Source organism: Pseudomonas sp. S11P7, assembly GCF_023195435.1.
In the GTDB taxonomy this organism is placed as follows: domain Bacteria; phylum Pseudomonadota; class Gammaproteobacteria; order Pseudomonadales; family Pseudomonadaceae; genus Aquipseudomonas; species Aquipseudomonas fluorescens_G.
Genome location: NZ_JALPKS020000002.1, coordinates 1,321,179 through 1,345,000, shown reverse-complemented (window position 1 = coordinate 1,345,000; position 23,822 = coordinate 1,321,179). Strand labels below are relative to the sequence as shown.

General features: G+C 61.6%; 28 protein-coding genes (1 of these 28 only partly in view). 15 read left to right on the top strand and 13 right to left on the bottom strand.

Annotation, left to right across the window (positions count from 1 at the left end):
* Positions 1-150 carry the 3' portion of a hypothetical protein gene (locus M0746_RS06235; RefSeq protein ID WP_208940378.1) on the top strand. The gene continues 132 nt to the left of window position 1, outside the view, so the window shows 150 of its 282 coding nt (coding positions 133-282); its start codon lies beyond the left edge, outside the window; its stop codon occupies positions 148-150.
* Position 151: 1 nt separating this feature from the next.
* Here M0746_RS06235 and M0746_RS06230 read toward each other — a convergent pair whose 3' ends face one another.
* On the bottom strand, positions 152-715 hold the full coding sequence (locus M0746_RS06230; RefSeq protein WP_258448519.1) for a TetR/AcrR family transcriptional regulator: 564 nt from the start codon (positions 713-715) through the stop codon (positions 152-154).
* 91 nt (positions 716-806) lie between these two features.
* On the opposite strand from M0746_RS06230, the gene M0746_RS06225 reads away from it, so the two are divergent.
* Together M0746_RS06225 and M0746_RS06220 are read left to right on the top strand one after the other, a co-directional pair.
* A complete protein-coding gene (locus tag M0746_RS06225; RefSeq protein ID WP_258448518.1) occupies positions 807-1,535 on the top strand; it encodes an SDR family oxidoreductase in 729 nt (242 codons plus the stop codon).
* A 35-nt stretch (positions 1,536-1,570) separates the two neighbouring features.
* Complete coding sequence (locus M0746_RS06220; RefSeq protein WP_258448517.1) at positions 1,571-2,167, top strand: 2-hydroxychromene-2-carboxylate isomerase; 597 nt, start codon at positions 1,571-1,573, stop codon at positions 2,165-2,167.
* Between the two features lie 49 nt (positions 2,168-2,216).
* Here M0746_RS06220 and M0746_RS06215 read toward each other — a convergent pair whose 3' ends face one another.
* From M0746_RS06215 to M0746_RS06195, 5 genes are all read right to left on the bottom strand, one after another.
* Complete coding sequence (locus M0746_RS06215; protein WP_258448516.1) at positions 2,217-4,025, bottom strand: aminopeptidase P family protein; 1,809 nt, start codon at positions 4,023-4,025, stop codon at positions 2,217-2,219.
* Positions 4,026-4,081: 56 nt separating this feature from the next.
* Positions 4,082-5,248 carry an aminotransferase class V-fold PLP-dependent enzyme gene (locus M0746_RS06210; RefSeq protein WP_258448515.1) on the bottom strand — a complete coding sequence of 389 codons (1,167 nt, stop codon included), beginning with the start codon at positions 5,246-5,248 and terminating at the stop codon, positions 4,082-4,084.
* Positions 5,249-5,453: 205 nt separating this feature from the next.
* Positions 5,454-6,068, bottom strand: coding sequence for a LysE family translocator (locus M0746_RS06205; RefSeq protein WP_208940372.1), 615 nt, complete (start codon positions 6,066-6,068; stop codon positions 5,454-5,456).
* Positions 6,069-6,169: 101 nt separating this feature from the next.
* Complete coding sequence (locus tag M0746_RS06200; protein ID WP_090284800.1) at positions 6,170-6,439, bottom strand: hypothetical protein; 270 nt, start codon at positions 6,437-6,439, stop codon at positions 6,170-6,172.
* A 130-nt stretch (positions 6,440-6,569) separates the two neighbouring features.
* Entirely contained in the window at positions 6,570-6,935 is a 366-nt protein-coding gene (locus M0746_RS06195) for an antibiotic biosynthesis monooxygenase (RefSeq protein WP_258448514.1), read from the bottom strand.
* 90 nt (positions 6,936-7,025) lie between these two features.
* Between M0746_RS06195 and soxR the strand changes: the two genes are divergently transcribed.
* From soxR to M0746_RS06175, 4 genes are all read left to right on the top strand, one after another.
* On the top strand, positions 7,026-7,478 hold the full coding sequence (soxR, locus tag M0746_RS06190; protein WP_258448513.1) for a redox-sensitive transcriptional activator SoxR: 453 nt from the start codon (positions 7,026-7,028) through the stop codon (positions 7,476-7,478).
* A gap of 103 nt (positions 7,479-7,581) precedes the next feature.
* Positions 7,582-8,040, top strand: a complete 459-nt coding sequence (locus tag M0746_RS06185) for a VOC family protein (RefSeq protein WP_258448512.1) — start codon at positions 7,582-7,584, stop codon at positions 8,038-8,040.
* A gap of 223 nt (positions 8,041-8,263) precedes the next feature.
* Entirely contained in the window at positions 8,264-9,139 is an 876-nt protein-coding gene (locus M0746_RS06180) for an alpha/beta fold hydrolase (RefSeq protein ID WP_258448511.1), read from the top strand.
* Between the two features lie 24 nt (positions 9,140-9,163).
* Positions 9,164-10,114 (top strand): LysR substrate-binding domain-containing protein, encoded by a 951-nt coding sequence (locus M0746_RS06175; protein ID WP_258448510.1) that lies wholly within the window; start codon positions 9,164-9,166, stop codon positions 10,112-10,114.
* Positions 10,115-10,240: 126 nt separating this feature from the next.
* Here M0746_RS06175 and leuD read toward each other — a convergent pair whose 3' ends face one another.
* Complete coding sequence (gene leuD, locus M0746_RS06170; RefSeq protein WP_258448509.1) at positions 10,241-10,855, bottom strand: 3-isopropylmalate dehydratase small subunit; 615 nt, start codon at positions 10,853-10,855, stop codon at positions 10,241-10,243.
* The gene (leuC, locus tag M0746_RS06165; RefSeq protein WP_258448508.1) at positions 10,852-12,270 is read right to left on the bottom strand and encodes a 3-isopropylmalate dehydratase large subunit; all 1,419 of its coding nucleotides are present in this window, start codon (positions 12,268-12,270) and stop codon (positions 10,852-10,854) included. Before leuC ends, leuD begins: the two co-directional genes overlap by 4 nt.
* Positions 12,271-12,681: 411 nt before the next feature.
* On the opposite strand from leuC, the gene M0746_RS06160 reads away from it, so the two are divergent.
* Genes M0746_RS06160 through M0746_RS06125 form a run of 8 tightly spaced genes read left to right on the top strand, consistent with a single transcriptional unit; the run spans position 12,682 to position 18,945 of the window.
* Entirely contained in the window at positions 12,682-13,881 is a 1,200-nt protein-coding gene (locus M0746_RS06160; protein ID WP_258448507.1) for a PepSY-associated TM helix domain-containing protein, read from the top strand.
* Positions 13,878-14,420: a thiamine pyrophosphate-binding protein gene (locus tag M0746_RS06155; RefSeq protein WP_258448506.1), complete on the top strand. Its 543-nt coding sequence runs from the start codon at positions 13,878-13,880 to the stop codon at positions 14,418-14,420. The genes M0746_RS06160 and M0746_RS06155 overlap by 4 nt, the downstream gene beginning before the upstream one ends.
* The gene (locus M0746_RS06150; RefSeq protein ID WP_208940363.1) at positions 14,417-14,758 is read left to right on the top strand and encodes a hypothetical protein; all 342 of its coding nucleotides are present in this window, start codon (positions 14,417-14,419) and stop codon (positions 14,756-14,758) included. Before M0746_RS06155 ends, M0746_RS06150 begins: the two co-directional genes overlap by 4 nt.
* Complete coding sequence (locus M0746_RS06145) at positions 14,755-15,330, top strand: DUF6162 family protein (RefSeq protein ID WP_258448505.1); 576 nt, start codon at positions 14,755-14,757, stop codon at positions 15,328-15,330. The genes M0746_RS06150 and M0746_RS06145 overlap by 4 nt, the downstream gene beginning before the upstream one ends.
* A complete protein-coding gene (locus M0746_RS06140; RefSeq protein ID WP_408003537.1) occupies positions 15,330-16,295 on the top strand; it encodes a metal ABC transporter substrate-binding protein in 966 nt (321 codons plus the stop codon). The genes M0746_RS06145 and M0746_RS06140 overlap by 1 nt, the downstream gene beginning before the upstream one ends.
* Positions 16,292-17,140, top strand: a complete 849-nt coding sequence (locus tag M0746_RS06135; protein ID WP_258448504.1) for a metal ABC transporter ATP-binding protein — start codon at positions 16,292-16,294, stop codon at positions 17,138-17,140. The genes M0746_RS06140 and M0746_RS06135 overlap by 4 nt, the downstream gene beginning before the upstream one ends.
* Complete coding sequence (locus M0746_RS06130) at positions 17,140-18,039, top strand: metal ABC transporter permease (RefSeq protein WP_258448503.1); 900 nt, start codon at positions 17,140-17,142, stop codon at positions 18,037-18,039. The genes M0746_RS06135 and M0746_RS06130 overlap by 1 nt, the downstream gene beginning before the upstream one ends.
* Positions 18,040-18,945 (top strand): metal ABC transporter substrate-binding protein, encoded by a 906-nt coding sequence (locus M0746_RS06125; protein WP_258448502.1) that lies wholly within the window; start codon positions 18,040-18,042, stop codon positions 18,943-18,945.
* A 178-nt stretch (positions 18,946-19,123) separates the two neighbouring features.
* On the opposite strand, the gene M0746_RS06120 is transcribed toward M0746_RS06125, so the two are convergent.
* The 5 genes from M0746_RS06120 to M0746_RS06100 all read right to left on the bottom strand — a co-directional run bounded on the left by M0746_RS06120 (position 19,124) and on the right by M0746_RS06100 (position 23,678).
* Positions 19,124-19,348 (bottom strand): MbtH family protein, encoded by a 225-nt coding sequence (locus M0746_RS06120; protein ID WP_258448501.1) that lies wholly within the window; start codon positions 19,346-19,348, stop codon positions 19,124-19,126.
* Between the two features lie 83 nt (positions 19,349-19,431).
* Positions 19,432-20,844, bottom strand: a complete 1,413-nt coding sequence (locus M0746_RS06115; protein WP_258448500.1) for an aspartate aminotransferase family protein — start codon at positions 20,842-20,844, stop codon at positions 19,432-19,434.
* 107 nt (positions 20,845-20,951) lie between these two features.
* Positions 20,952-21,473, bottom strand: a complete 522-nt coding sequence (locus tag M0746_RS06110) for a GNAT family N-acetyltransferase (RefSeq protein WP_258448499.1) — start codon at positions 21,471-21,473, stop codon at positions 20,952-20,954.
* Positions 21,474-21,675: 202 nt separating this feature from the next.
* Positions 21,676-22,998, bottom strand: a complete 1,323-nt coding sequence (locus M0746_RS06105; RefSeq protein ID WP_258448498.1) for an ATP-binding protein — start codon at positions 22,996-22,998, stop codon at positions 21,676-21,678.
* On the bottom strand, positions 22,998-23,678 hold the full coding sequence (locus tag M0746_RS06100; RefSeq protein WP_203418838.1) for a response regulator: 681 nt from the start codon (positions 23,676-23,678) through the stop codon (positions 22,998-23,000). The genes M0746_RS06105 and M0746_RS06100 overlap by 1 nt, the downstream gene beginning before the upstream one ends.
* Between the last annotated feature and the right edge of the window lie 144 nt (positions 23,679-23,822).

Below are 23,822 nucleotides of genomic sequence, written 5' to 3'. Positions count from 1 at the left end.
TGCTACACCAGCGCCGCCAATGCCTGCTTGCCGAAAGGCTACAAGGTGATTGCCAAATCCGGTGACGCCGTCGAAGAGCCCGGCGATTATCCGTTCGGTCTCAATCCTGCTGGCTACACCAGCCGCAGCATGATCGTCATCTGCAAATAGCTCAGCGTGGCTCGGCCATCTGACGGCCGATCTCGTCATGGCTGGACTTCAGCACCGCTTGCTGAATGTCCGGCGTGACCAGCATGCGCGCCACCACCAGTGCGCCGACGCATTGCGACAGAACCGACCATGCCAGGCTGTCGCTTTCCAATACCTGAGCCCAGCGTTCATGCAACCGACAGATCCACAATTGCGCTTGCTCGCGCACTTGTACATCCGAGCGGGCAATTTCCGCGCCCAGCGCCGGCAACGCGCAGCCAACTTCAGGCTGCTCGACGTGAGACATGCTCAGATAGTGTTTGAGGCAGCGCTGCAATCGTTCGCGATCCTGCTTACCCTCCCCGCCCAAGCGCTCAAGGCTTTGACTCAGCTCGCGCTCGACAATCGTCGTAAATAACTGATCCTTAGACGAAAAATGGCTGTAGAACGCCGCCCCACTCAAGCCGATCGCTTTCATCAACGCATCGACGCCGACGGTGGAAAACCCGGAGCGTTTTGCCGACAGCGCACTGCTCTGCAGTAACTTTTCTCGGGTTTCCAGCTTGTGACTGGCGGAATAGCGCATGGGATTACCCTCGAATCGACGACCTTGACGTTGCCGTGATCCTAGCATAACGTTCGTTCACTTAACGATCGTTTAATAAAGGGATTCGCCCATGAATAACAAGAAGGTCGTATTGGTGGTTGGCGCTGGAGACTCAACGGGCGGAGCGATTGCCAAGCGCTTCGCCCGTGAGGGATTCGTCGCTTGCGTTACCCGGCGTAGCGCCGACAAACTGCAACCGCTGGTTGACGCAATCAACGCTGAAGGCGGCGAAGCCCACGGTTTCGCCTGCGACGCGCGTAAAGAAGATGACGTAATCGCGCTGATAGAAGACATCGAAACCCGCCTCGGTCCGATCGAAGCCTTCGTCTTCAATATTGGCGCCAACGTGCCCTGCAGCATTCTTGAAGAAACCGCGCGCAAATATTTCAAGATTTGGGAAATGGCCTGCTTCTCGGGCTTCCTCAATGCCCGCGAAGTGGCAAAACGCATGGTCACCCGCCAGCGCGGCACGATCCTGTTCACCGGTGCGACCGCCGGGCTGCGTGGCGCTGCCGGTTTCGCTGCGTTCGCAGGCGCCAAACACGGTATTCGCGCACTTGCGCAAAGCATGGCACGGGAATTGGGGCCGATGAACATCCACGTCGCCCATATCGTGGTCGACGGTGCCATCGACACCGATTTCATCCGCACCAGCTTCCCGGATAAATACGCGACGAAAGATCAGGACGGCATTCTCGATCCCGAGCACATAGCGGAGAACTATTGGTACCTGCACAGTCAGCCAAGGGACGCATGGACCTTCGAACTGGATCTGCGCCCATGGAATGAACGCTGGTAAACCTTCGCCATAACAATAAGCAGAGAGACGCGATAATGAGTAAAACCGTGGAGTTCTATTTCGACCTCGGCAGCCCGGCTACCTATCTGGCCTACACCCAGTTACCGAAGATCTGCGCCGAAACCGGCAGTGAATTACGCTACATTCCGATGCTGCTTGGCGGCGTGTTCAAGGCGACCGGCAATGCCTCACCGGCGATGATTCCGGCGAAGGGTCGCTATATGTTTCAGGATCTGGACCGCTATGCGAAACGCTACGCAGTGCCGCTGAAATTCAATCCGCACTTTCCGATCAATACGCTGATGCTGATGCGCGCGGTGACGGGCATTCAGCTACATCAACCCGAACGCTTTCAGGCGTTTATAGATTGTCTATTCAAAGCACTTTGGGTTGAAGGACGCAGCTTGAATGAGCCAGAAACCGTAGCGGCCGTATTGAGTGAACACGGTTTCGACCCGCAGACAGTGATGGCGTTGGTCAACGACGAAACAGTCAAAGCAGCCCTCAAGGACAATACCGAAACCGCGGTTAAACGCGGTGTTTTCGGCGCACCGAGCATGTTTGTAGGCAACCAGTTGTTCTTCGGACAGGATCGATTGGATTTTGTCGAAGCGGCGTTGCGCCAGCTCTAAAGCAAAGCAAACACTCGGGCGCTGGCAGCAGCGCCCGGGTGTCAATCGCTTAAATGGCTGCGGTCCGCGTGTTCAGCCATTCCAATGCAGCGCCTTCCAGCAATGGGCTTAAACGTTCACGTACCTCGGCGTGATAGCCGTTGAACCACTGTTTCTCATCTTGTGTAAGCAGAGCAGGCAACAAGCAACGCGTGTCGATCGGGCACAGCGTCAGGGTTTCGAACTCGAGGAACTCACCGAACTCGCTGCTGCCCGCCTCGCGGTTCATCGCCAGGTTTTCAATGCGCACACCCCAACGCCCCGGACGATAAGTGCCCGGTTCGATCGAAGTGATCATCCCCGGCTGCATGGCCGTTTGCGGCGTAGCCGCGGCCTGATAGGCAATGACTTGTGGACCTTCATGGACATTGAGGAAATAACCAACACCATGGCCGGTACCATGACCGTAATCGACATTGTCCGCCCAGATCGGCGCACGCGCGATGGCGTCCAGCAGCGGTGAGAGAATGCCTTTCGGAAAGCGTGCCCGCGACAGGGCAATCACGCCTTTCAACACCCGTGTGCAATCGCGCTTCTGTTCTTCGGTCGGCGTACCGACGGGCACCATCCGCGTGATATCGGTGGTGCCGCCCAGGTATTGCCCGCCGGAGTCGATCAGCAGCAAGCCATCGCCTTCAATGACCGCATGCTCCTCTTCGGTGGCGTGATAGTGGGGCATGGCGCCGTTGGCATTGAACGCGGCGATGGTGTTGAAACTCAGCGTGACGTAATCCGGACGCCGCTCGCGTGCGGCGGTGAGCTTCTCGTCGATGGTCAATTCGGTAATGCGTTCGCGTCCCCACGCCGATTCCAGCCAGGCAAAAAACTCGCACAGCGCCGCACCGTCCTGCTCCATTGCCCGTCGAATGTGCTGCGCATCCGCTTCACTTTTCTGTGATTTGGCGAGCGTGGTCGGGTTCAAGCCTTCGACCAGTGTTACCTCGCTGTCGAGGTTGTCCAGCAGACCGGTGGTCACTCGCGCCGGATCAACCAGCAGGCTTGCGCCCGCCGGAATGTCACGCAGCGCGGCCGCCACTTCGCTGTAGTCGCGCAGCGTCACGCCCTCCTGTTCCAGCACTGCGCGCAAATCCGCGTCGACTTTGCTCAGCGCGACGAACAGCGTCGCTTGCTGTTGATTGATCAAGGCAAACGAAACAAACACCGGGTTGAACGACACGTCGCCGCCACGCAGGTTGAACAGCCAGGCGATGTCATCAAGGGTGGCGATGAAATACCAGTCCGCCCCACGCTCCTGCAAGGTTTCGCGCAGTCTGGCGAGTTTTTCGCCACGGCTGACCGTCGCCTGTGGTGGCAGATGCTGATAGATCGGGGCATTCGGCAGGCTCGGGCGGTCGCTCCAGACTTGCTGCAGCAGGTCGATATCCGTGCGCAGACGCGCGCCCCGCGCTTCGAGCTTGCTGCTCAAGGTACGCGCCGATGCCACGGCCATTACCGCACCGTCAACCGCGACCACACCACCTTGCGGTGTCTGCTCGGCCAGCCAGTCCAGCGGGCTCGGCTGCCCCGGTTGCAACTTGACCAGTTCGATGCCGCTGCCCTTGAGTTCCTTGGTTGCCTGTTCCCAGTAACGGCTGTCGGCCCAGACCCCGGCGAAATCAGCGGTGACGATCAGCGTGCCGACCGAACCATGGAAACCCGACAACCATTGCCGACCCTGCCAGTAGCCCGGCAGGTATTCCGACAGATGCGGGTCGGCGGACGGCACCAGCAACGCATGGATACCTTCGCGGCGCATCAGTTCGCGGGTCTGCGCCAGGCGCTGGGGCACCAATCCTTCGGTCGAGGTCTGGGTACTCATCATGTCTCCTGCTAATCACTTGTTCGTTATTGTTCGTAGCCGTTTATCCGGCTCGTTTAAAGTCCTGTCGCCCAGAATGCCGGGGCACTGGCGCAAGCGCTCTTGATCAGTTCAACGGCCTTGTCGACATCCTCGGCGGTGGTGAAACGACCAAGGCTCAAGCGAATCGTGCGGCCGGCCAGATGCGCGTCATGCCCCAACGCCAGCAGCACGTGAGACGGCGCATTACTTGCCGAATTGCAGGCCGACGTCGCGGAAAAGGCGATCGAGTGGCTCAACGCCGCGCTGTTGAATTCACCTTCGCTGAAGGTCAGGCTCAAAGTGTGCGGAATGCGCTGGGTGGTGCAACCGTTCAGGCGCACGCCCGGCAGGCTCAGCAGTTGATTGAGCAAGCGCTCGCGCAGCGCGACAATGGTTGTTTTCTCGGCATCGAAGGCTTCAGCGGCCAAGGCAAACGCGGCGCCCATTCCGGCAATCTGATGGGTCGCCAGTGTCCCGGAGCGCAGACCGCCTTCATGACCGCCGCCGTGAATCTGCGCCTGCAAACGCTGCTGCGCCCGCGGGCCGACGTACAACGCGCCGATGCCTTTGGGGCCGTAGAGCTTGTGTGCGGAAAACGACATCAGATCCACCGGCCATTGCCGCAGATCAATGGCGACTTTGCCGGCACCCTGCGCGGCATCCACATGAAACAAAGCGCCGCGGGCCCGCACGACTTCGCCAATCGCTTGAACATCATTGACGGTGCCCAATTCGTTGTTGACCAGCATCAGCGACACCAGAAAAGTGTCGTCGCGCAGCGCTTCGCTGACCGCTTGCGCGGTGATCAAACCATTGGCGTCGGGGACCAGATACGTCACGGCGACGCCGCTGTCCTGCAACTGGCGGGCGGTATCGAGGATGGCTTTGTGTTCGATCTGGCTGGTGATGATGTGACCGCCAGGCACACCGCGCGCCTGCGCCACGCCCTTGAGGGCAAGGTTGTTGGATTCGGTGGCGCCGGAGGTCCAGACAATCTGCCCGGCCTCGGCGCCGACCAGTCCGGCGACTTGCCGGCGCGCCTGCTCGACCGTGTGCCGGGCCTGCTGGCCGAAGGCATGGGAGCTGGAGGCCGGGTTACCGAAATTGCCGTGAAAACCCAGACACTCGATCATCACCTGGATGACCCGCTCGTCCACCGGGGTGGTGGCGGCGTAATCGAAATACAACGGACGTGTGTTCATAAAAGACTCGCAGAGCGTGTTCCGGGATCAGGAGGCTCGTGTCTGCAAACGGCACAGCGCAGCCTTGTGAGCTGCGCGTCGGTTCGAGAGCGTCATCAATACCTGATCGGATGCCGTTAAAGAAGGACAACTTCATTTAAAAGTGCGTAGGAACGCTCCTGAAGCCGAGCTTAACAGGCATCCGGCCTGCGGTTGAAGCAATGCGTCAGCTAAAGCTTTCGAGAAGTAACGGGTACAGGGAAATCACCAGCAGCGCGGCCATGCCCCAGTTGAACACGCGCAACCAGCGCGGCTCCTTCAGTACATTGCGCAGCAACGTTCCGCAGGCGGCCCAGACACCGACGCTGGGCAGGTTGATGATGGCGAATACCGCAGCGATCACCACGACGTTGGTGAAATAGCCCTGCATCGGCGTATAGGTGCTGATCGCGCCAATGGCCATGATCCACGCTTTCGGGTTGACCCATTGAAACGCCGCAGCGCCAAGATAGCTGATCGGCCTGGCCTCGCCTTCGACACTGTCGCCGACCGGCCCCGAGTGGGCGATTTTCCACGCCAGATACAACAGATACGCCGCGCCGACATAGCGCAGGATCGTGTAAAGGATCGGATAGTTCTGGAACACCGCGCCCAGACCAAAGCCCACCGCCACCACCAGAACGAAGAAGCCGCAGGTGATGCCGAGCATGTGCGGAATGGTGCGGTTGAAGCCGAAGTTCACCCCCGATGCCAACAACATGGTGTTGTTCGGCCCCGGCGTTATCGAGGTGACAAGGGCAAACAGGGCAAAGCCCAACAACAGATCAAGCGAGAGGGTCATGGCGGGCAGTCCATCAGGGTCATTCAGATGTAGACCCTATCCCACTGCGCCCGCCCGGCCCACGGACAGTTGCAGAAAACTTGCAGCAGTACAGTTGCTTTTCAGCTTGGGCGACCGTGCAGCTGTACGGCACGCTCAGCGCTCATCTCGCCTTGCTGATCAAAACCGTAGGATTTCTGTGGCTGACCCAGCAGCGCAGCTTTTTTCGCGTGGTATTCGTCGAAGGACAGGCCGCTGCGGTTCAGCGCTTCGAGCGCCAGTTCGCGGGATTCTTCGGCGGTGTAAGGGCGCAATTCCGGCGCAACGTGGCCGGCACATCCGGCGAGTACGGAAACAGCGAGCAGCAGCGAAACAGTCAGTAAACGATTCATGGGAGCGTCCTGGCGAGCAGTGTTGGTCGATGTAGAAAGGCTACGCCGCGGCACGCTCGCGCAGAAATCAACGCTCTCAATAGTGGCTATCAGTAATTCGCCACGACCGGTGATCCATCGCCCAGTCAGCCTAACCGAGCAACCGGCAATGCAGCGCGTCGTCGCGGCTGCGGGCGATGCTGCTGAGCACCTGGAATGAATTGAAGGTGATGGTTTTGGCCCGATGACGGCGGATCAGTTGCCAGAAATCCTGCTCACCGGTCTCGAAACTGCGAAACGCCGCCTCCCCCGCCTCGCGGGTCTGCCATTGCAGAAACCCCAGCACGCGTCGGCCATCGTCGCTGGCTTGCACGCTGGCGCTGACGAACCCGGCATAACGCTGGGCCAGGCGTTCGGTTTGTAGCGCCAGCTCCGCCACCAGGGCTGGCTGCTGCACCGGTTCGATTTCGAATTCGATCAACTGCGTGAAGCTGCGGTTTTGCGCGAATGCTTGCATGGTGTCCCCACTTATCGTCAGGCGAATCTTGCGACTCGAAGGCCAGCAGGGTAAAACCTCCAGTTAAGTCAAGGTCAAGAGCTGTTTTCCATGATCACTAAAGAACAGGTGCGTAAACCGTTGACCGTCGGTGAAGTGGCGGCGCGCAGCGGTGTCGCGGTCACCGCGCTGCACTTTTACGAAACCAAAGGCTTGATCAAGAGCCAGCGCAACGCGGGCAATCAGCGCCGCTATGGGCGAGAGGTGTTGCGTCGGGTGGCGCTGATCAAAGTGGCGCAGCGCCTGGGCATCCCACTGGCGCAGATTGGCGACGCACTGCAAATGCTCCCGGACGATCGCGCGCCCACGGCAGCCGACTGGAAGATTCTCTCCGAGCGCTGGCGCAAGGAGCTGGATGAGCGTATCGAACAATTGCTGTTACTGCGCGACCGCCTCGACGGTTGTATCGGTTGCGGTTGTTTGTCGATGGAAGCCTGCCCGCTGCGCAACCATGCCGACGTGCTCGGCGAACAGGGGCCGGGGCCGCATTTCCCCCAGGATTGACGGCTCGTCGGGCCAACCTCTGCACCGCGCCGAGCGTTCTATAGTGGTTTCTCCACCCATCCGGTGGGAGCCATTTCGTAGAACAAAAAGCAGGGAGAACGTCATGAACGTCAAACCCATTCCCGAGGGGTATCACAGCATTACCCCGTACCTGGGTATTCACAAAGCGGCCGAGGCCATCGATTTCTATATAAAGGCCTTCGACGCCACCGAGGTCATGCGCCTGGCCATGCCCGACGGCTCCATCGGGCACGCCGAGCTGCGCATTGGCGACAGCGCGATCATGCTCGGTTCGCCGTGTGATCAGGGGCCGTTGAGCAATCCGGATCATGCGGTTTCGGTCGGGTTGCATTTGTACGTGGTCGATGTCGATCAATCGTTTCAACGCGCGCTGGATGCCGGGGCGACGGTGGTGTCGGAGGTCAAGGATCAGTTTTACGGCGATCGCAGCGGGACGCTGAAGGATCCCTATGGGCATCTGTGGTTTCTGGCTACGCGCAAGGAGGATTTGACTGAAGAGCAGATCAAGCAGCGGGCGATGGAGATGTTTCAGCAGAGTTGAGCGTTCGGTGTCTGCACCGGCGCTATCGCGAGCAGGCTCACTCCTACACTTGGAATGCATTCCAACTGTGGGAGCGAGCCTGCTCGCGATAGCGCCGGCAAAGGCAACTCAAAACTCCCTGAACACAGTTCATGAATCTGCTCACCACGCTTTAGCCCTTGCCACACACTCTGGACGATTTCAGGATGCATCCAACAAGAACCCTGAAAGAAGGACCAGCCCGATGTTTGCCGGATTTTGCAAAGACCAGCGTCACGTCAACGGCGTCGACATTGCTTACCGCATCGGTGGCAGCGGCCCGGGATTGTTGCTGTTGCATGGCCACCCGCAGACCCATGTGATCTGGTACAAGATCGCCGAATCCCTGGCCGAGCATTTCACCGTGGTCGCCGCCGACTTGCGCGGGTACGGCGACAGCGGCCGTCCGCCTGCGGATGACGCGCACAGCAATTATTCGAAACGGCAAATGGCTCGCGACAATGTCGAGTTGATGCAGTCGCTGGGTTTTGCGCAGTTCTCGATCCTCGCTCACGACCGTGGCGCACGGGTCGCGCATCGTCTGGCGCTCGACCACGCCGAGGCCGTGCAACGCATGATGCTGGTGGACATCGCGCCGACTCTGTCGATGTATGCGCAAACCAACGAAGCCTTCGCCCGCGCGTATTGGCACTGGTTCTTCCTGATCCGCCCGGCACCGCTGCCGGAAACCCTGATCGACGCCGATCCTGAAGGCTATCTGCGCAGTGTCATGGGCAGTCGCAGCGCCGGGTTCAAGCCGTTCACCGATGAGGCGTTTGGCGAATACCTGCGCTGCCTGCGACAACCGGGCAGTGCGCGCGGCCTCTGCGAGGATTACCGCGCCAGCGCCAGCATCGATCTGGAGCATGATCGCGCCGACATTGCCGCCGGGCATCGGCTGAATCTGCCATTGCGCGTGCTGTGGGGCGCGGAAGGCACCGTCGGGAATTGCTTCGATCCGCTCAAGGAATGGCAAGAAGTAGCCGCCAATGTCAGCGGTAAAGCCTTGCCCGCCGGCCATTACATCGCCGAAGAAGTCCCCGAATTGCTGCTGGCCGAAGCGCTGGCGTTTCTGCGCTGAGCCGCGCCTGCACAGCACGGTGCTATGCTGGCGGCTCGTCCCGCCAGTGCCCGTTCAGACATGTCCCGGAATAACGACGCCTTGCCCCTTCCCGAAGACCTGCGTGTGTTGCTCACGGTGATTCGCAAGAACGGCTTCGCTGCCGCGGCGGATGAATTGGGGCTGTCGCCGGCCTATGTCAGCAAACGCATCCAGATTCTCGAAAGCACTCTCGGCACGCGTCTGCTGCACCGCACCAGCCGTCGCGTGTCCCTGACCGAGGACGGCGAGCGCGTGCAACGTTGGGCGCTGCGCATTCTCGATGACTTTCAGCAATTGCACGACGAATTGTCCGACGCCCACGCCAGTCCGCGTGGGCGTCTGCATATCTGCAGCAGCTTCGGCTTCGGCCGCAATCACGTGGCGCCAGCGGTGTCGCTCTTGGCGGAACGCTATTCGCAGCTGGAGATTCGTCTCGACCTGTTTGACCGGGTGGTGGATATCATCGACGAAGGCTTCGATCTGGAGATTCGGGTGGGCGATGACCTTCCCGGCCAGCACATCGGCCGCAGTCTGGTCAGTAATCGCCGCGTGCTGTGCGCCGCCCCCGCGTACCTGCAACGCCGCGGAACACCGCAGACCCTCGAAGACCTGCAAGCCCATGACTGCCTGGTGATCAAGGAACGCGACAACGCTTTCGGCATCTGGAATCTGGAGGGCGACAATGGTGTGAAAGACGTGCGGGTCAGCGGACCGTTGTCCTCGAACAACGGCGAGATCGTCCTGCAATGGGCGCTGGACGGCCGCGGGATCCTGCTGCGCTCACTGTGGGACGTGAAACCGCTGCTGGAGCAAGGCCGCCTGGTGCAGGTGCTCGATGCTTACAGCCAGAGCGCCAACGTCTGGGCGTTGTACCCGACACGGCTGGCGCACTCGGGGAAATTGCGCGCGTGTGTAGAGTTCTTGCAAGAGCATTTCAAAAGCTTGTCGCTGTAGGTCGAATCAACACAACCCCGTGTAGGCGTGAGCCTGCTCGCGATAGCGGTGTGTCAGACACAGCAACGCTGACTGATCAACCGCTATCGCGAGCAGGCTCACTCCTACACGGGGATTAGTGGTGGGTCAGGAAAGCCACGGGTTGTTGGCCAGATGTTCGCGTTCGAACGCCTTGATCTGCTCGCGCCGCTGCAAGGTGCTGCCGATCGCATCGAGGCCCAGCAGCAACGCACTTTTGCGCAGGGTGTCGATCTGAAAATCCAGCACCGAGTCATCGGCCAGGCGGATCTGCTGCGCCTCAAGGTCAATGCTGATCCGCGCCGTTTCCGGCTGCCCGACGAGCCGGCCTATCCGCTGCACCTGCGCCTCTTCCAGGGTGATCAGCAACACGCCATTGCGCTGACAATTGTCATAGAAGATCCCGGCAAAACTGCTGCCGATCAGTGCGCGGATGCCCATTTGCTGCAACCCCCACACCGCATGTTCACGGCTGGAGCCGCAGCCAAAATTCGGCCCGACCACAAGAAAACTCGCGCCCTGCCACGCCGGTTGGTTGAGCACAAAATCGGGGTCGGGACGGCCGTCGCGCAGAAAGCGCAGATCGAAAAACAACCCGCGATCCAGGCCCTGGCGATCGATGCCCTTTAGAAATTGCTTGGGCATGATCACGTCGGTGTCGACATTGGCCGCCAGCAACGGCGCGGCCTGGCCGCTGACTTGCGTGAAGGCTTGCAGGCTCATGGGCGTTCTCCAAAATCGCGGACATCGGTGAGTCGGCCGCTGATCGCGGCGGCGGCGACCATCGCCGGGCTCATCAGGTGGGTGCGCGCGCCGGCGCCCTGACGACCTTCGAAATTGCGGTTGGTGCTGGAGGCGCAGCGGTCGCCGGGCGCGAGCACATCGTCGTTCATTGCCAGGCACATCGAGCAACCGGACTGGCGCCACTCGAAACCGGCGTCGATAAAGATCTGCGCCAGCCCCTCCGCCTCCGCCTGGGCGCGGACTTCACTGGAGCCGGGCACGATCATCGCCCGCACGTGCCCGGCCACTTGCCGGCCGTCGACGATTCGGGCGGCGTCACGCAAATCTTCGATGCGCGCATTGGTGCACGAGCCGATAAAGGCGTGGCTGATGGCGATCTCGCTGAGCGCCATGCCCGGTTCGAGGCCCATGTAGTTCAGGGCGCGACGCATGTCCTGACGCAGGATCGGATCGCTGATCGCTTGCGGGTCCGGTACATGCGCACCAATGGCTGCCGCCTGATCCGGGCTGGTGCCCCAGGTGACCATCGGCTCGAGGACGCTGGCATCGAGATGAATTTCGCGATCAAACACCGCGCCCGGATCACTGCGCAATTCGCGCCACGTCTCCACGCCCTGCTCCCACAACGCCCCCTTAGGTGCACGCGGCTTGCACTTGAGGTAGGCGAACACCTTTTCATCCGGCGCCATGAACGCTCCGCGCGCGCCGGCCTCGACCGCCATGTTGCAGATAGTCATGCGCGCCTCGACGCTCAAGGCATCGATGGTCGAGCCGCAGAATTCGATCGCGTAACCGCTGGCCCCGGAAGCGCCGATCCGGCCAATGAGCGCCATGATCACGTCTTTGGAGGTCAGCCCCGGCGGCAGTGCGCCATCGATGGTCACGCGCAGGGTTTTCAGGCGTTTGTAGATCAAGGTCTGCGACGCCAACAGGTGTTCGATCTCGGAGGTGCCAATGCCAAAACCAAACGCACCGAGCGCGCCGTAGGTGGTGGTATGGCTGTCGCCAGCGGCAATCACCATGCCCGGCAGAATGAAGCCCTGCTCCGGGGCGATCACATGTTCGATGCCCTGGCGCTTGTCGAGGATGTCGAGCAATTCGATGCCGAAGTCCCGGCAGTTTTCCGCCAGATACGACACTTGCCGGGCGCCCCCGGCGTCGGGCATGGCGGCAACGCGCAGCGGTGCGGTCGGATTGACGTGATCGACCACTGCCAGCGCCGTGCCCGGCCGCCACACCTTGCGCCCGGCAGCGCGCAAACCACTGAAGGCCTGCGGGCTGGTGTATTCGTTGATCACCTGGCGATCGATATACAGCAGGACATGGCCCTGATCGTCGAGGTCGCACACCGTGTGCGAATCGATGTGTTTGGCGTAGAGGGTTCTGGCGGTCATCACGGGGCGCTCATTGAGGAATCCGGTGATGCCCATCATAGGGAGCAAGCTCGGGCCATCAATCGGCAGAGGGTGATGGCGTCGTTCATAAATCGTGTTCGATCCCGGCACACATAATCCCCCTGTAGGAGTGAGCCTGCTCGCGAAAGCGGTGGGTCAGGCACAAATGCATTGTCTGATCCGGCGCCTTCGCGAGCAGGCTCGCTCCCACAAAGGATTTTTCATGCATCAGGCGAAACGCGAAACGCGAAACATTTTCTTTCATATCGTTTATCGGGATTTGCCGCGCTCATCCGTCTTATATAGATGCGGGCCGGCCGCGTAGGCAAAAGCCACGGCCGGACCTTCCAGGGAAACAGCGCTGCGAAGCCCGTAGTCATGTCCCTTTCACCGAAAACAAGACGCACAACCATGTCGAAGAAATCCCGTTCCAAACTGTGGTTCCTGGTGCATAGCTGGCTGGCCTTGCCGATCTGGTTCTTTGTCCTGATCGTCTGCGTCACCGGCACGCTGGCGGTGGTCAGCCAGGAAATCGTCTGGCTGGCCAACCCGCAGATGCGCGCCAGCCAGCCGGCGGACGATGCGCCACGGCTCAGCTACGATCAGGTCCTCGCCGCGATCAAGCAAGCCGAACCGCAAACCGTGGTGCAGCGCATCAGTCGGCCCGACGAGTCGCATTTTGCCCTCGACGTCGATGTCAGCTACCCCGACGGGCGTTCGCAGACCGTTTACGTCAACCCCTACACCGGAGTCATTCAGGGCAGCGCGCCGGACTTCAACTTCAAGGCTTTCACCCGTGCGCTGCATGGCTGGTGGCTGGTGCCGTTCACCAACGGCTACAGCTGGGGCTGGTATCTGGTGTCGTTCCTCGGTCTGCCGCTGCTGGCTTCGCTGATCACCGGGCTGGTGGTCTATAAACGCTTCTGGAAAGGCTTCTTCAGCCCGACCCTGCGTATTCGCCACGGTGCGCGAATCTTCTGGGGCGACTTCCACCGCCTCAGCGGCATCTGGTCGATCTGGTTCATCGCGGTGATCTCGATCACCGGCATCTGGTTCCTGATCGAAGCGCTGCTGTTCGACAACCATATTTCCATTTCCAGCGAGCCGATCATTCCGGCGATGGCCCGCGAAGCGGTGCCGCTCTCTGCCGATGGCACACCGCCGCCGCGCATCAGCCTGGACCGCGCGATTGAAGTCGCGCAGCAGAAAATCCCCGGCCTGGAAGTCAGCTTCGTCAGCCTGCCGGGCAATGCCTACAGCCACATGAACCTCGGTGGCCGTGGCTGGTATCCGCTGATGTTCCAGTCCGCCACGCTGAACCCTTTCAACGGTGATCTGGCCGCTTCGCGACTGTTGTCCGATCGCACTGCGCTGGAGTTCGTCACCGAATCCATGCGCCCTCTGCACACCGGCGACTTCGGCGGTTTGTGGATCAAGCTGATCTGGTTCTTCTTCGGTCTGGTGCTGAGCATGATGGTGCTCAGCGGCCTGTTGATCTGGACCAAACGCACCGCACTGGCCACCGCCAACGCACTGAAGCGTGAATCGAAGAAAACCCGCGTGACGGCGCAACCGGCCATCGCTCGTGAACCTGCGGAGGTCAACCCGTGAGCAAGTCCATTGCGGCACCGCAACCTTCGCGCCTGAGCCGGCTCTGGCATAAATGGCGCTTCCACATCAACGTTCTGCTGTTGCTGATTCCGCTGGGTTTCATGCCCAAATACTTTGCCGACGCCGCGCTGTTTCGCGGCGATATCGGTCTGGGTGAGCGCGAAGTCGGCGAAATCGCCGTCGGCCCGTGGAGTCTGCGCCTGGCCGAACTGCGCAACGAAGCGCCACGCCTGGAAGGCCCGGCCGGCTACATGAAAGGTTTCAACGCTGCGCTCTGCGATGCCTGCATCGACCAGGTCAAGGCGACCTACCTGCGGATCGGCAAACCGCGCAGCCTGCGCGCAGCCGGCGCGCTGTTTTTCGGCACGCCGTACCGTATGGGCGCGCAATTGCCGGTGCCGGAAAAAACCAAAGCCGATGCAGAACTGTGGATCACCATGGAAGGCTGGGACGGCAGCATGCACCAGGCCTCTATTCCCCTGAGCCAGGCCTCGCCCGCCACCCTCGCCTGGCTGAACAAACAAGGAGCCCGACCATGACTCGTATTCAACGTGCTTCGCGCCTGCACTTCAGCGCCGCGGTGCTGGTACTGAGCGCCGCTTTCAGCAGCAGTGCGCTGGCGCATAACCCGATGTGCGAATGCAAAGCCATCGACGCCGAACAGATCAAATGCACGGGCGGTTTTTCCGACGGCAGCGGCGCCCCGGGGGTGACCCTCGATGTGGTCGGTTACGACGAAACGATCCTGGTGCCGGGCAAGCTCGGCGCCGACTCGACCCTGACCTTCAAAAAGCCCGGCGCCGAATTCTACGTACTGTTCGACGCCGGTCCCGGCCATGTGGTCGAAATCGATCAAGCGGATATCGAGGCCCCATGAGTACGCCAACCACGCAAGTCGTACGCCCGGCCGGCGCCGGCCACGAAACCTTCAATGTCCTGCTGCTGTGCCTGTTGATTCTGGCGGTCGCCGCTTCCGTGGTGGCCTGGCGTGGGGTGTCCCATGAGCCGGAGCCGGTGGCCAGCAATCAGTTGGACGCGCGCCGCGACCTCACCGCGTCCGAACAAGGCATCTATGCCGATCTGCGCGTGACCCTCGATGAAATCCGTCTGCTGCGTGAAGAACAGCAAGCGCTGCCGACGCCGCAACATCTGGCCGACGAAGGGTTTGCGCCGTTTGCCCGCGATGCCAGTTCGATCAGCCGTGGCGGGCATGCCTGGCAACTGCTCGGCGACACCGCCTACTTCGGTCACAGCCAGTCGAGCAGCGTCGCCGGTTCATTCCTGATGCGCCTGAGCAGCGATGACCAGGCGGCGCCAGACATCTGGCTCAACCGTGGCGCTGCGCTGCAAACGCCGACCGAATTGTCCGACGCGGCCCTCGCCGCTGCTGGCTGGAAACAGATTGTCGCGCAATACGATGCCGGGGTAACCCGCGAACATCGCCATTGATGCCTCGCCCATTTTCGAGAGAAGACTGCTTGCCCATGTCCATTTCATTACCTCGCCGTCCGTTGCTGCGCTCGTTTCTGCTCGGCCTCTGCGCCTGCCTGCTCAGCCCGCTGGTCAGTGCCGATCAGGCCAAGCGTCTGCGCATCGGCATCACCCTGCACCCGTATTACAGCTATGTGGCGAACATCGTCGGCGACAAGGCCGAAGTGGTGCCGCTGATTCCCGCCGGTTTCAACCCGCACGCCTACGAGCCGCGCGCCGAGGACATCAAGCGCATCAGCGGGCTGGACGTGATCGTGCTCAACGGCGTCGGCCATGACGATTTTGCCGACCGCATGATCGCCGCCAGCGAAACGCCGAACATCAAGACCATTGAAGCCAACGAAAACGTACCGCTGCTGGCGGCCACCGGGGTGGCCGCGCGCGGCGCCGGCAAAGTGGTCAATCCGCACACGTTCCTGTCGATCAGCGCGTCCATCGCCCAGGTCAACAACATCGCCCGCGAACTGGGCAAACTCGACCCGGACAACGCCAAGACCTACACGCAGAACGCCCGCGCCTATGGCAAGCGCCTGCGGCAGATGCGCGCCGACGCCCTGGCGAAACTGACCCAGGCGCCCAACGCCGAACTGCGCGTCGCCACGGTGCACGCGGCGTATGACTACCTGCTGCGCGAATTCGGCCTGGAAGTGACCGCAGTGGTCGAACCGGCCCACGGCATCGAGCCAAGCCCGAGTCAGCTGAAAAAGACCATCGACCAACTGCGCGAGCTGGACGTGAAGGTGATCTTCTCGGAGATGGATTTCCCGTCCACTTACGTCGACACCATTCAGCGTGAGTCCGGGGTGAAGCTGTATCCGCTGTCACACATTTCCTACGGCGAATACACCGCCGACAAATACGAAAAGGAAATGACCGGCAACCTCAACACCGTGGTGCGGGCGATTCAGGAGTCTGGCGCATGACTTCAAGGGAAACCCTCTCTTCAGAAAACACCAAATCCCCTGTAGGAGTGAGCCTGCTCGCGATGGCGCCGGATCAGCCGACACCCTTGTTGAATGACAAACCGCTATCGCGAGCAGGCTCGCTCCTACAGGTTACGGGTCCGACTCTGGATTTTGTCGAGGTGAGTCTGACGCTGGGCCGCACAACCATTCTCGACAAGGTCACCTTTCAGGTGCAGCCCGGCAGCGTGCATGCACTGGTCGGTCCGAACGGCGGCGGCAAGAGTTCGCTGATCAAGACCTTGCTCGGGCAGATGCCCCATCAGGGTCAGCTCAGTCTGCAGTGGCCCGGCGCGCCCGGCACCATCGGTTACGTGCCGCAGGCGCTAGAGTTCGATCGCGGTTTGCCAATGACGGTCGATGATTTCATGGCGGCGATGTGTCAGCGCCGCCCGGCATTTCTCGGTTTGAGCAAGCGCTACGCCGCCGCCATCGGTGAGGCGCTGGAGCGAGTCGGCATGCAGGACAAGCGCAAGCGGCGCATGGGCGCATTGTCCGGTGGCGAACGCCAGCGTGTGCTGCTCGCGCAGGGGCTGATTCCGGCGCCGCAATTGCTGGTGCTGGATGAGCCGATGTCGGCCCTCGATGAGGCCGGGATCCAGGTGTTCGAACGCCTGCTCGGCGACTGGCGCGCGGCGGGAATCACGGTGCTGTGGATCGAGCACGATCTGGAAGCGGTTGGCCGCTTGGCTGATCGGGTTACCGGGCTCAACCGCCGCGTGCTGTTCGACGCCACGCCGCAACAGGCACTGACCCCGGAACGACTGCTCAGTCTGTTTTCCACCCATCCGCGGAGTGCTGCCTGATGAGTTACGAAGCCTTTCGTTTGATGGTGCAGGGCTGGGCCTCTTCCGGTTACCTGCCGGAAGCGCTGGCCTACGGATTCGTGGTCAATGCGCTGCTCGCCGGCTTGCTGATCGGCCCAGTCCTCGGCGGCCTCGGCACGCTGGTGGTGGTCAAGCGCTTCGCGTTTTTCTCCGAAGCCGTCGGCCACGCGGCGCTGACCGGTGTGGCCATCGGCATTCTGCTCGGTGAACCGTACACCGGCCCCTATGGCGCGCTGTTCGGCTACTGCCTGCTGTTCGGCATCCTGCTCAACTATTTGCGCAACCGCACCGGTCTGGCGCCGGACACGTTGATCGGCGTGTTCCTTTCGGTGTCGCTGGCATTGGGGGCGAGTTTGCTGCTGATACTCGCTGGCAAAATCAACGTGCACATTCTCGAGAACGTGCTGTTCGGTTCGGTACTGACGGTCAACGGCAACGACATTGCGGTGCTGGCGATCGTCGGCTCGCTGGTCATGGCCCTGGCCTTGCCGTTGTACAACCGCATCATGCTCGCCAGTTTCAACCCGCAACTGGCGGCGGTGCGCGGCGTCGCGGTGAAGACTCTCGACTATCTGTTCGTGATTCTGGTGACCCTGATCACCGTGGCGGCGGTGAAAGTCATCGGCGCGATTCTGGTCGGTGCCTTGCTGGTGATTCCGGCCGCTGCCGCCCGCTTGCTCAGCCAGTCGCTCAAGGGCTTTTTCTGGTGTTCGGTGCTGATCGCCACGGTCAGCACGCTGTGCGGGATTCTCGCGCCGATCGTGTTCGATCTGCCGATTCCGTCCGGCGCCGCGATCATTCTGGTCGCCGGCATCGCCTTCGCCCTCGCCGCCATTGCCCGCGGCGTTGTCCCCAGTCTGAAAGGGAATCTTGGATAAATGATCTTTTCGTTGCGAAAAATGACCTTGGCCCTGGCCCTGTGCGGCTTGGTCAGCACCCCATTGATGGCGGCCGAAAACGCCAAGCCGCTGCGGGTCCTGGCCTCGTTGCCGATTACCTATGGTCTGGGCGAGATTCTGCTCAACGGCACGGATGTCAGCCTTGAACGCGCGGCACCGGCGAACCTGCCGGGCAGCCGGCAGAGCGCCTACTTCACCGGGCGTGGCGCGCCGGCGCTGAGCAAGCTGGCCAGCGATGCCGATGCGGTGATCGGCGTGCGCTCGCTGTGGCCGGATGATCAGCTGTATCCGATCGCCCGGCGCAGCAATATCCGCATCGTCGAAGTCGACGCGGCGCGCCCGGTCGATGGCGCCCTGCCCGGCATCGCTGTGCAGCCGGAGCTCAAAGTCGACGGCCTCAACAGTCAGCCTTGGCTGGCCAGCAACAACATGGGGCGCATGGCCGATGTGATGGCGGCGGATCTGGTGCGCTTGGCACCTGAGGCCAAAGCGAAAATCGAAGCGAATCTGGCGGCGCTGAAGCAGCGTTTGCTCAAGCTCAGCGCCGACAGCGAGGCGCGCCTGGCCCGTGCCGACAACCTCAGCGTGATGAGTTTGAGCGATCACTTCGGTTATCTGATCGGCAGCCTCAATCTGGAGCTGATCGGTCAGGATGCGCGGCCTGACGCCGAATGGACGGCTGAGGATCTGAAGAAACTCACGGCGACCCTCAAGGACAACGACGTGGCCGTGGTACTGCACCATCGTCAGCCTTCAGAAGCGCTGGCAGCGGCGATTGCCGAGTCGGGCAGCCGCTTGCTGGTATTAAGCGCCGATGCGGTGGATCCGGTGGCGGAGCTGGAAGGCAATGTGGATGCGCTGATCAAAGGTCTGAGCGGAGCGTAACCCGGACCGCGTTATCGTTCATCGCCAGCAGGCTGGCTCCCACAGGGTTTGTGTTCACCGCTAATCCCCTGTGGGAGCTAGCCTGCTAGCGACGAGGCCAGGCCTGATTGCACAAAATCCAGCCATGAAAAAACCCGCTGCCCCTCAAAGGTTCAGCGGGTTTCTTTTGCCCGGAGGCTTATTGGGCAGTGGCTTGCGCATCCATCTTCTGGCGCAGGCTCAGCGGGCGCATGTCGGTCCAGACTTCCTCGATGTAGGCCAGGCATTCCTTCTTCAGGCCGCTCTTGCCCACGGTGCGCCAGCCTTCCGGCACGGCTTTGTAATCCGGCCAGATCGAGTATTGCTCTTCGTGGTTGACCACGACTTGAAAGAGGATGTCCTCGCGGTCGAATACTGACGTCATGCTGCTTCTCCATCGCTGTAAAGGTGGGCCGCACGCGCGGTGCAGCCGGGTATGTAGAAAGAACGTTCGGCGCGGCAAAAAATTTACAGCGCCGTCGTCGCCGCAGCCAAAGCCCGACCGAAGATCTCGGCGACACGGTCGATCTCAGCGGCAGTGATCACCAGTGGCGGCAGGAAGCGCACCACCGCGCCATGGCGGCCACCGAGTTCCAGAATCAGCCCACGCTTGAGGCATTCGCGCTGCACCAACGGCGCCAGACGGGCAAATGCCGGCGGATGGCCAAGGGCATCCACAGCGCCGTTCGGGTCGACCAGTTCGACGCCGAGCATCAGGCCACGCCCGCGGATATCGCCCAGTTGCGGGAAGTCGCGTTGCAGGATGTGCAGGTGCTCGCTGAGCCTTGCGCCCATGGCGGCGGCGTGCTCGCAGACTTTGTGTTCGAGCAGATAGCGCATCACCGCCGAACCGGCTGCCATCGCCATCTGATTGCCGCGAAAGGTGCCGGCGTGAGCGCCCGGCTGCCAGGTGTCGAGCCAGTCGCGATAGACCACCACCGCCAGCGGCAGGCTGCCGCCAATGGCTTTGGACAGCACCACCACATCCGGAATGATGCCGGCGTGCTCGAAGGCAAACATTTTGCCGGTGCGGGCGAAACCACTCTGGATCTCGTCAACGATCAACGCCACCCCAGCCTGCTCGGTGATCCGCCGCAGCCCGCGCAGCCATTCGACATCCGCCGGAATCACCCCGCCCTCGCCCTGCACCGCTTCAACGATGACTGCGGCGGGCAGTTGCACGCCGGCTTCGGGGTCGTTGAGCAGGTTTTCCAGATAACTCAGGTTGGCTTTGACTCCCGCCGCACCGCCGAGGCCAAACGGGCAACGGTAGTCATACGGGAATGGCATGAACTGCACGCCGGCACTGAGCAAGGCGCCCAGCGGTTTCTTCGGGCCCAGGCTGCCCATCAGGCTCAGCGCGCCCTGGCTCATGCCGTGATAACCGCCGGAAAATGACAGCACCGTGCTGCGTCCCGTGGCTGTTCGCACCAGTTTCAGCGCGGCTTCCACCGCGTCGGTGCCGGTCGGGCCGCAGAACTGGATTTTCGCTTCGGCGGCGAGAGTGGGCGGCAGCAGACCGAACAGGTCCTGCACGAATTGATCCTTGACTGGCGTGGTCAGGTCGAGGGTGTGCAATGGCAATTCATCAGCCAGCACCTGCTGGATCGCCTCGATCACCACCGGGTGATTGTGCCCCAGCGCCAGCGTACCGGCGCCGGCCAGACAGTCGATGAAGCGGCGCCCCTCGACGTCTTCGACATACAGGCCCTTGGCGCGCTTTAGCGCCAGCGGAATGCGCCGTGGATAACTGCGCGCATTCGACTCCTGTTGCGCCTGGCGCGCGAGCAGTGGCGATTCGTCGAACTGATACAACGTTTCGGCAGGCGCCGGGGCAACCCGCGCCGACGACTCTTCGATAAGGCTGGTGGCGACTGACATTTCTCGACCCCTTGATTGGCAATGCATAGCGACCCGAAACAGCACACCGGACAGGTGCGCATTCCGGTCACGGGGCGCACTGGCAGGTTTTCCTGTTCTGGAAACGCTTAAGGGCGTCGGGGATTTAGCCCTTGTTCAAGTCGCCAGACCGACGACACCAACGGTTTGCACATCGGCTGCACCTGCAAGCCGTGGCATTCGCGAGGTGCGGTGGCCACGCGATAGCCCAGATGACGATAGAACGCCTGACCTGTGCGCGTACTGTTGAGCTGGGCATGAAACACACCGTGAACTCGCAGCCAGCCTTCCAGATCCATCATCAACGCCCGTCCGACACCACGGCGAAAGGACTCCGGCTGGACGTGACACAGCACAATCTCGCCGCCACTGCCCGCCATGCCGACGCCAACCGGCTTGTCGCACAGCAATGCAATGCACAGGTAAAACTGCGGGTCGGCGAGTCGGGCACTGATGAAGTCGGTGGATTGCAGGCCGACCCAGCGGCTGACCAGTGACGCGTCGTTGCGGTGATCGAGCGCACAGCCATAGCGGATCGAACGTTCGATGATGCGGCTGATAATGCCGGCGTCGGCCAGTCTGGCCGGGCTGATGCAGATGGGCGCTTCCATGGCGCGGTTCCCTCAATCCATTGAGTCAAAGCTGCGATGACCTTACGCCCAGCCCGAGCGGATAGCGAACGCCGAGAAGTTACATTTGATGTGTCCCTGTGGGAGCGAGCCTGCTCGCGAAGACGGCACAACAGACAGCATCGATGTGGCTGTAAAACCGCTTTCGCGAGCAGGCTCGCGCCTACAGGGATTTGTGCAGGGTTCAGACGCGTTGCAACGGCATGGTCAGCTCAACGCGCAAACCATCGGCGCGGCTGTCGAAATGCAGCGCACAATCGCAGCGCTGGACAATCGCCTGCACGATCGCCAGACCGAGGCCGCAGCCGGTGCTCTGGCCGTTGCGCCAGAAGCGTTGGGTCAGGTGTTGCAGATCATCCGGGGCAATGCCCGGACCATGGTCGCGCACGACAAATCGCACACGGTTGCCGAGGGTCATCAGGCTCAGCTCGACCCTGCAGTCCTCAGCGGTATGGCGCAGAGCGTTGTCGAGCAGATTACGCAGCGCGGCAATTGCCAGCACGGCGGGCATCGACAGCGGTGCTGTCGACAGATCCTGCGGCAGTTGCAGCTCAATACGCGCGCGCTCACCGCCGGTGGCGTCCTGAATCGCCAGACGTGCGACTTGTTCGGCACTGCACTGCGAGCCATCGTCGAACGACAGGCTGCCCTCGACCCGCGCCAGCAACAACAATTGCTCAAGGGTGCGATGCAGACGATCGGCGCCCTCCTCGGCCCGCGCCAATGACTGATCGCGGGCGTTGCCGTCGGTCATCCGCGCCACTTGCAGGTGGGTCTTGATCGCGGTCAACGGGCTGCGCAGTTCATGGGCGGCGTCGCCGGTCAGGCGTCTTTCACGTTCAATGGTCTTGCCGATGCGCTGGAACAACTGGTTCTGGGTTTCCAGCAACGGTTTCAATTCGCTGGGAAACGTCTGGATCTGCAACGGCTCCAGCGAATCGGCGTTGCGCCGCATCAGCGCTTCACGCAGACGATTGAGCGGCGCCAGGCCCTGGCCGATACCCAGCCACAACAGGCACAGACAACCGAGCAGCGCCACGCCCACCGGCACCGACGCCGCCAGCAGGATCGACATGTTCAGCGCCTCGCGCTCGATCTGCCGATCCGCTGTGGTAATCCGCACATCGCCTCGTGCCAGGGTAAAGCTGCGCCACGGCGCGCCGTCGATCATCTGATCGTGAAAGCCCATTTTCTCGGCTTCCAGCGCCTGTTCGGGATTGTTATGACTGCGGGCGAGAATTTCCCGCGCGAGGGAACTGACCTGACAGGCCATGCCGCCGGGGATATTCAGCTGCTCGGCGCTGAAATGCGTGCCCTCGCCTTTGCTCGGCAGCGTCGGCAATTGCTCGAGCAGGCCGGCGACCATGCGCGCCGAAGCGACCAGACGCTGGTCGAGGGAAAACATCATCTGATTGCGCAGATCACTGAGCATCCACGCCGCCGCCAGCGCCCAGATCAACGCAAACGCAGCGCCCAGGGTCAGGCTCAGGCGCAATCGCAGACTCATCACTTGCCTTGCTCTCCACCGTCGGCCGGGCCGAGGCGATAGCCCAGACCGCGCACGGTTTCGACGATGCCCTTGCCCAGTTTGCTGCGCAAATGGTGGATGTGCACGTTCAGCGCATTGCTTTCCAGTTCATCGTTGAAACCGTAAACGCTGTCCTTCAATTGCTCGGTGGACAGCACCCGGCCACGATTGTGCAACAAGGCCTGTAACAGTGACTGCTCGCGCCGCGACAAGTCGACCGGCTGCCCGGCCAGGGTGGTTTCACGGCTGCTTGGGTCGTAGGTCAGCGCACCGTGTTCGATGAGATTGACGCTGCGCCCGGCAACCCGACGCAACAGGGTTTGCAAGCGCGCGAACAACTCACGCAGATCAAAGGGTTTGAGCAGGTAATCGTCGGCCCCGGCCTGCAGGCCGTCGACGCGGTCGGTCACCGAATCGCGCGCGGTCAGAATCAGCACCGGAATCTCCAGCCCGCCCTGACGCAATTGCTGGAGCAACTTGAGACCATCTTCGTCGGGCAGGCCGAGGTCGAGCACCATTACGTCGAACTCGGCGACCTTGAGCATCGCCCGCGCTTTCGATGCGGTGTTGACGTGCTCGACCGTCAAACCCTGAGCCGTGAGGCCGGCAACGATGCCGCTGGCAATCAGCTCATCGTCTTCGCATACCAGTACGTGCATGGGCGCTCCGAAAATAAAAAGGCGAGTGAAGCAGGCGAGGATTAAGCGGCAATTATGGCCGTCAGCAGCATTGACGGGAAGCCGAACCTGGGGAAAGGCAAATCGGGCCGGAAACTTTCTTAAATATGTACACCGATACGGAAA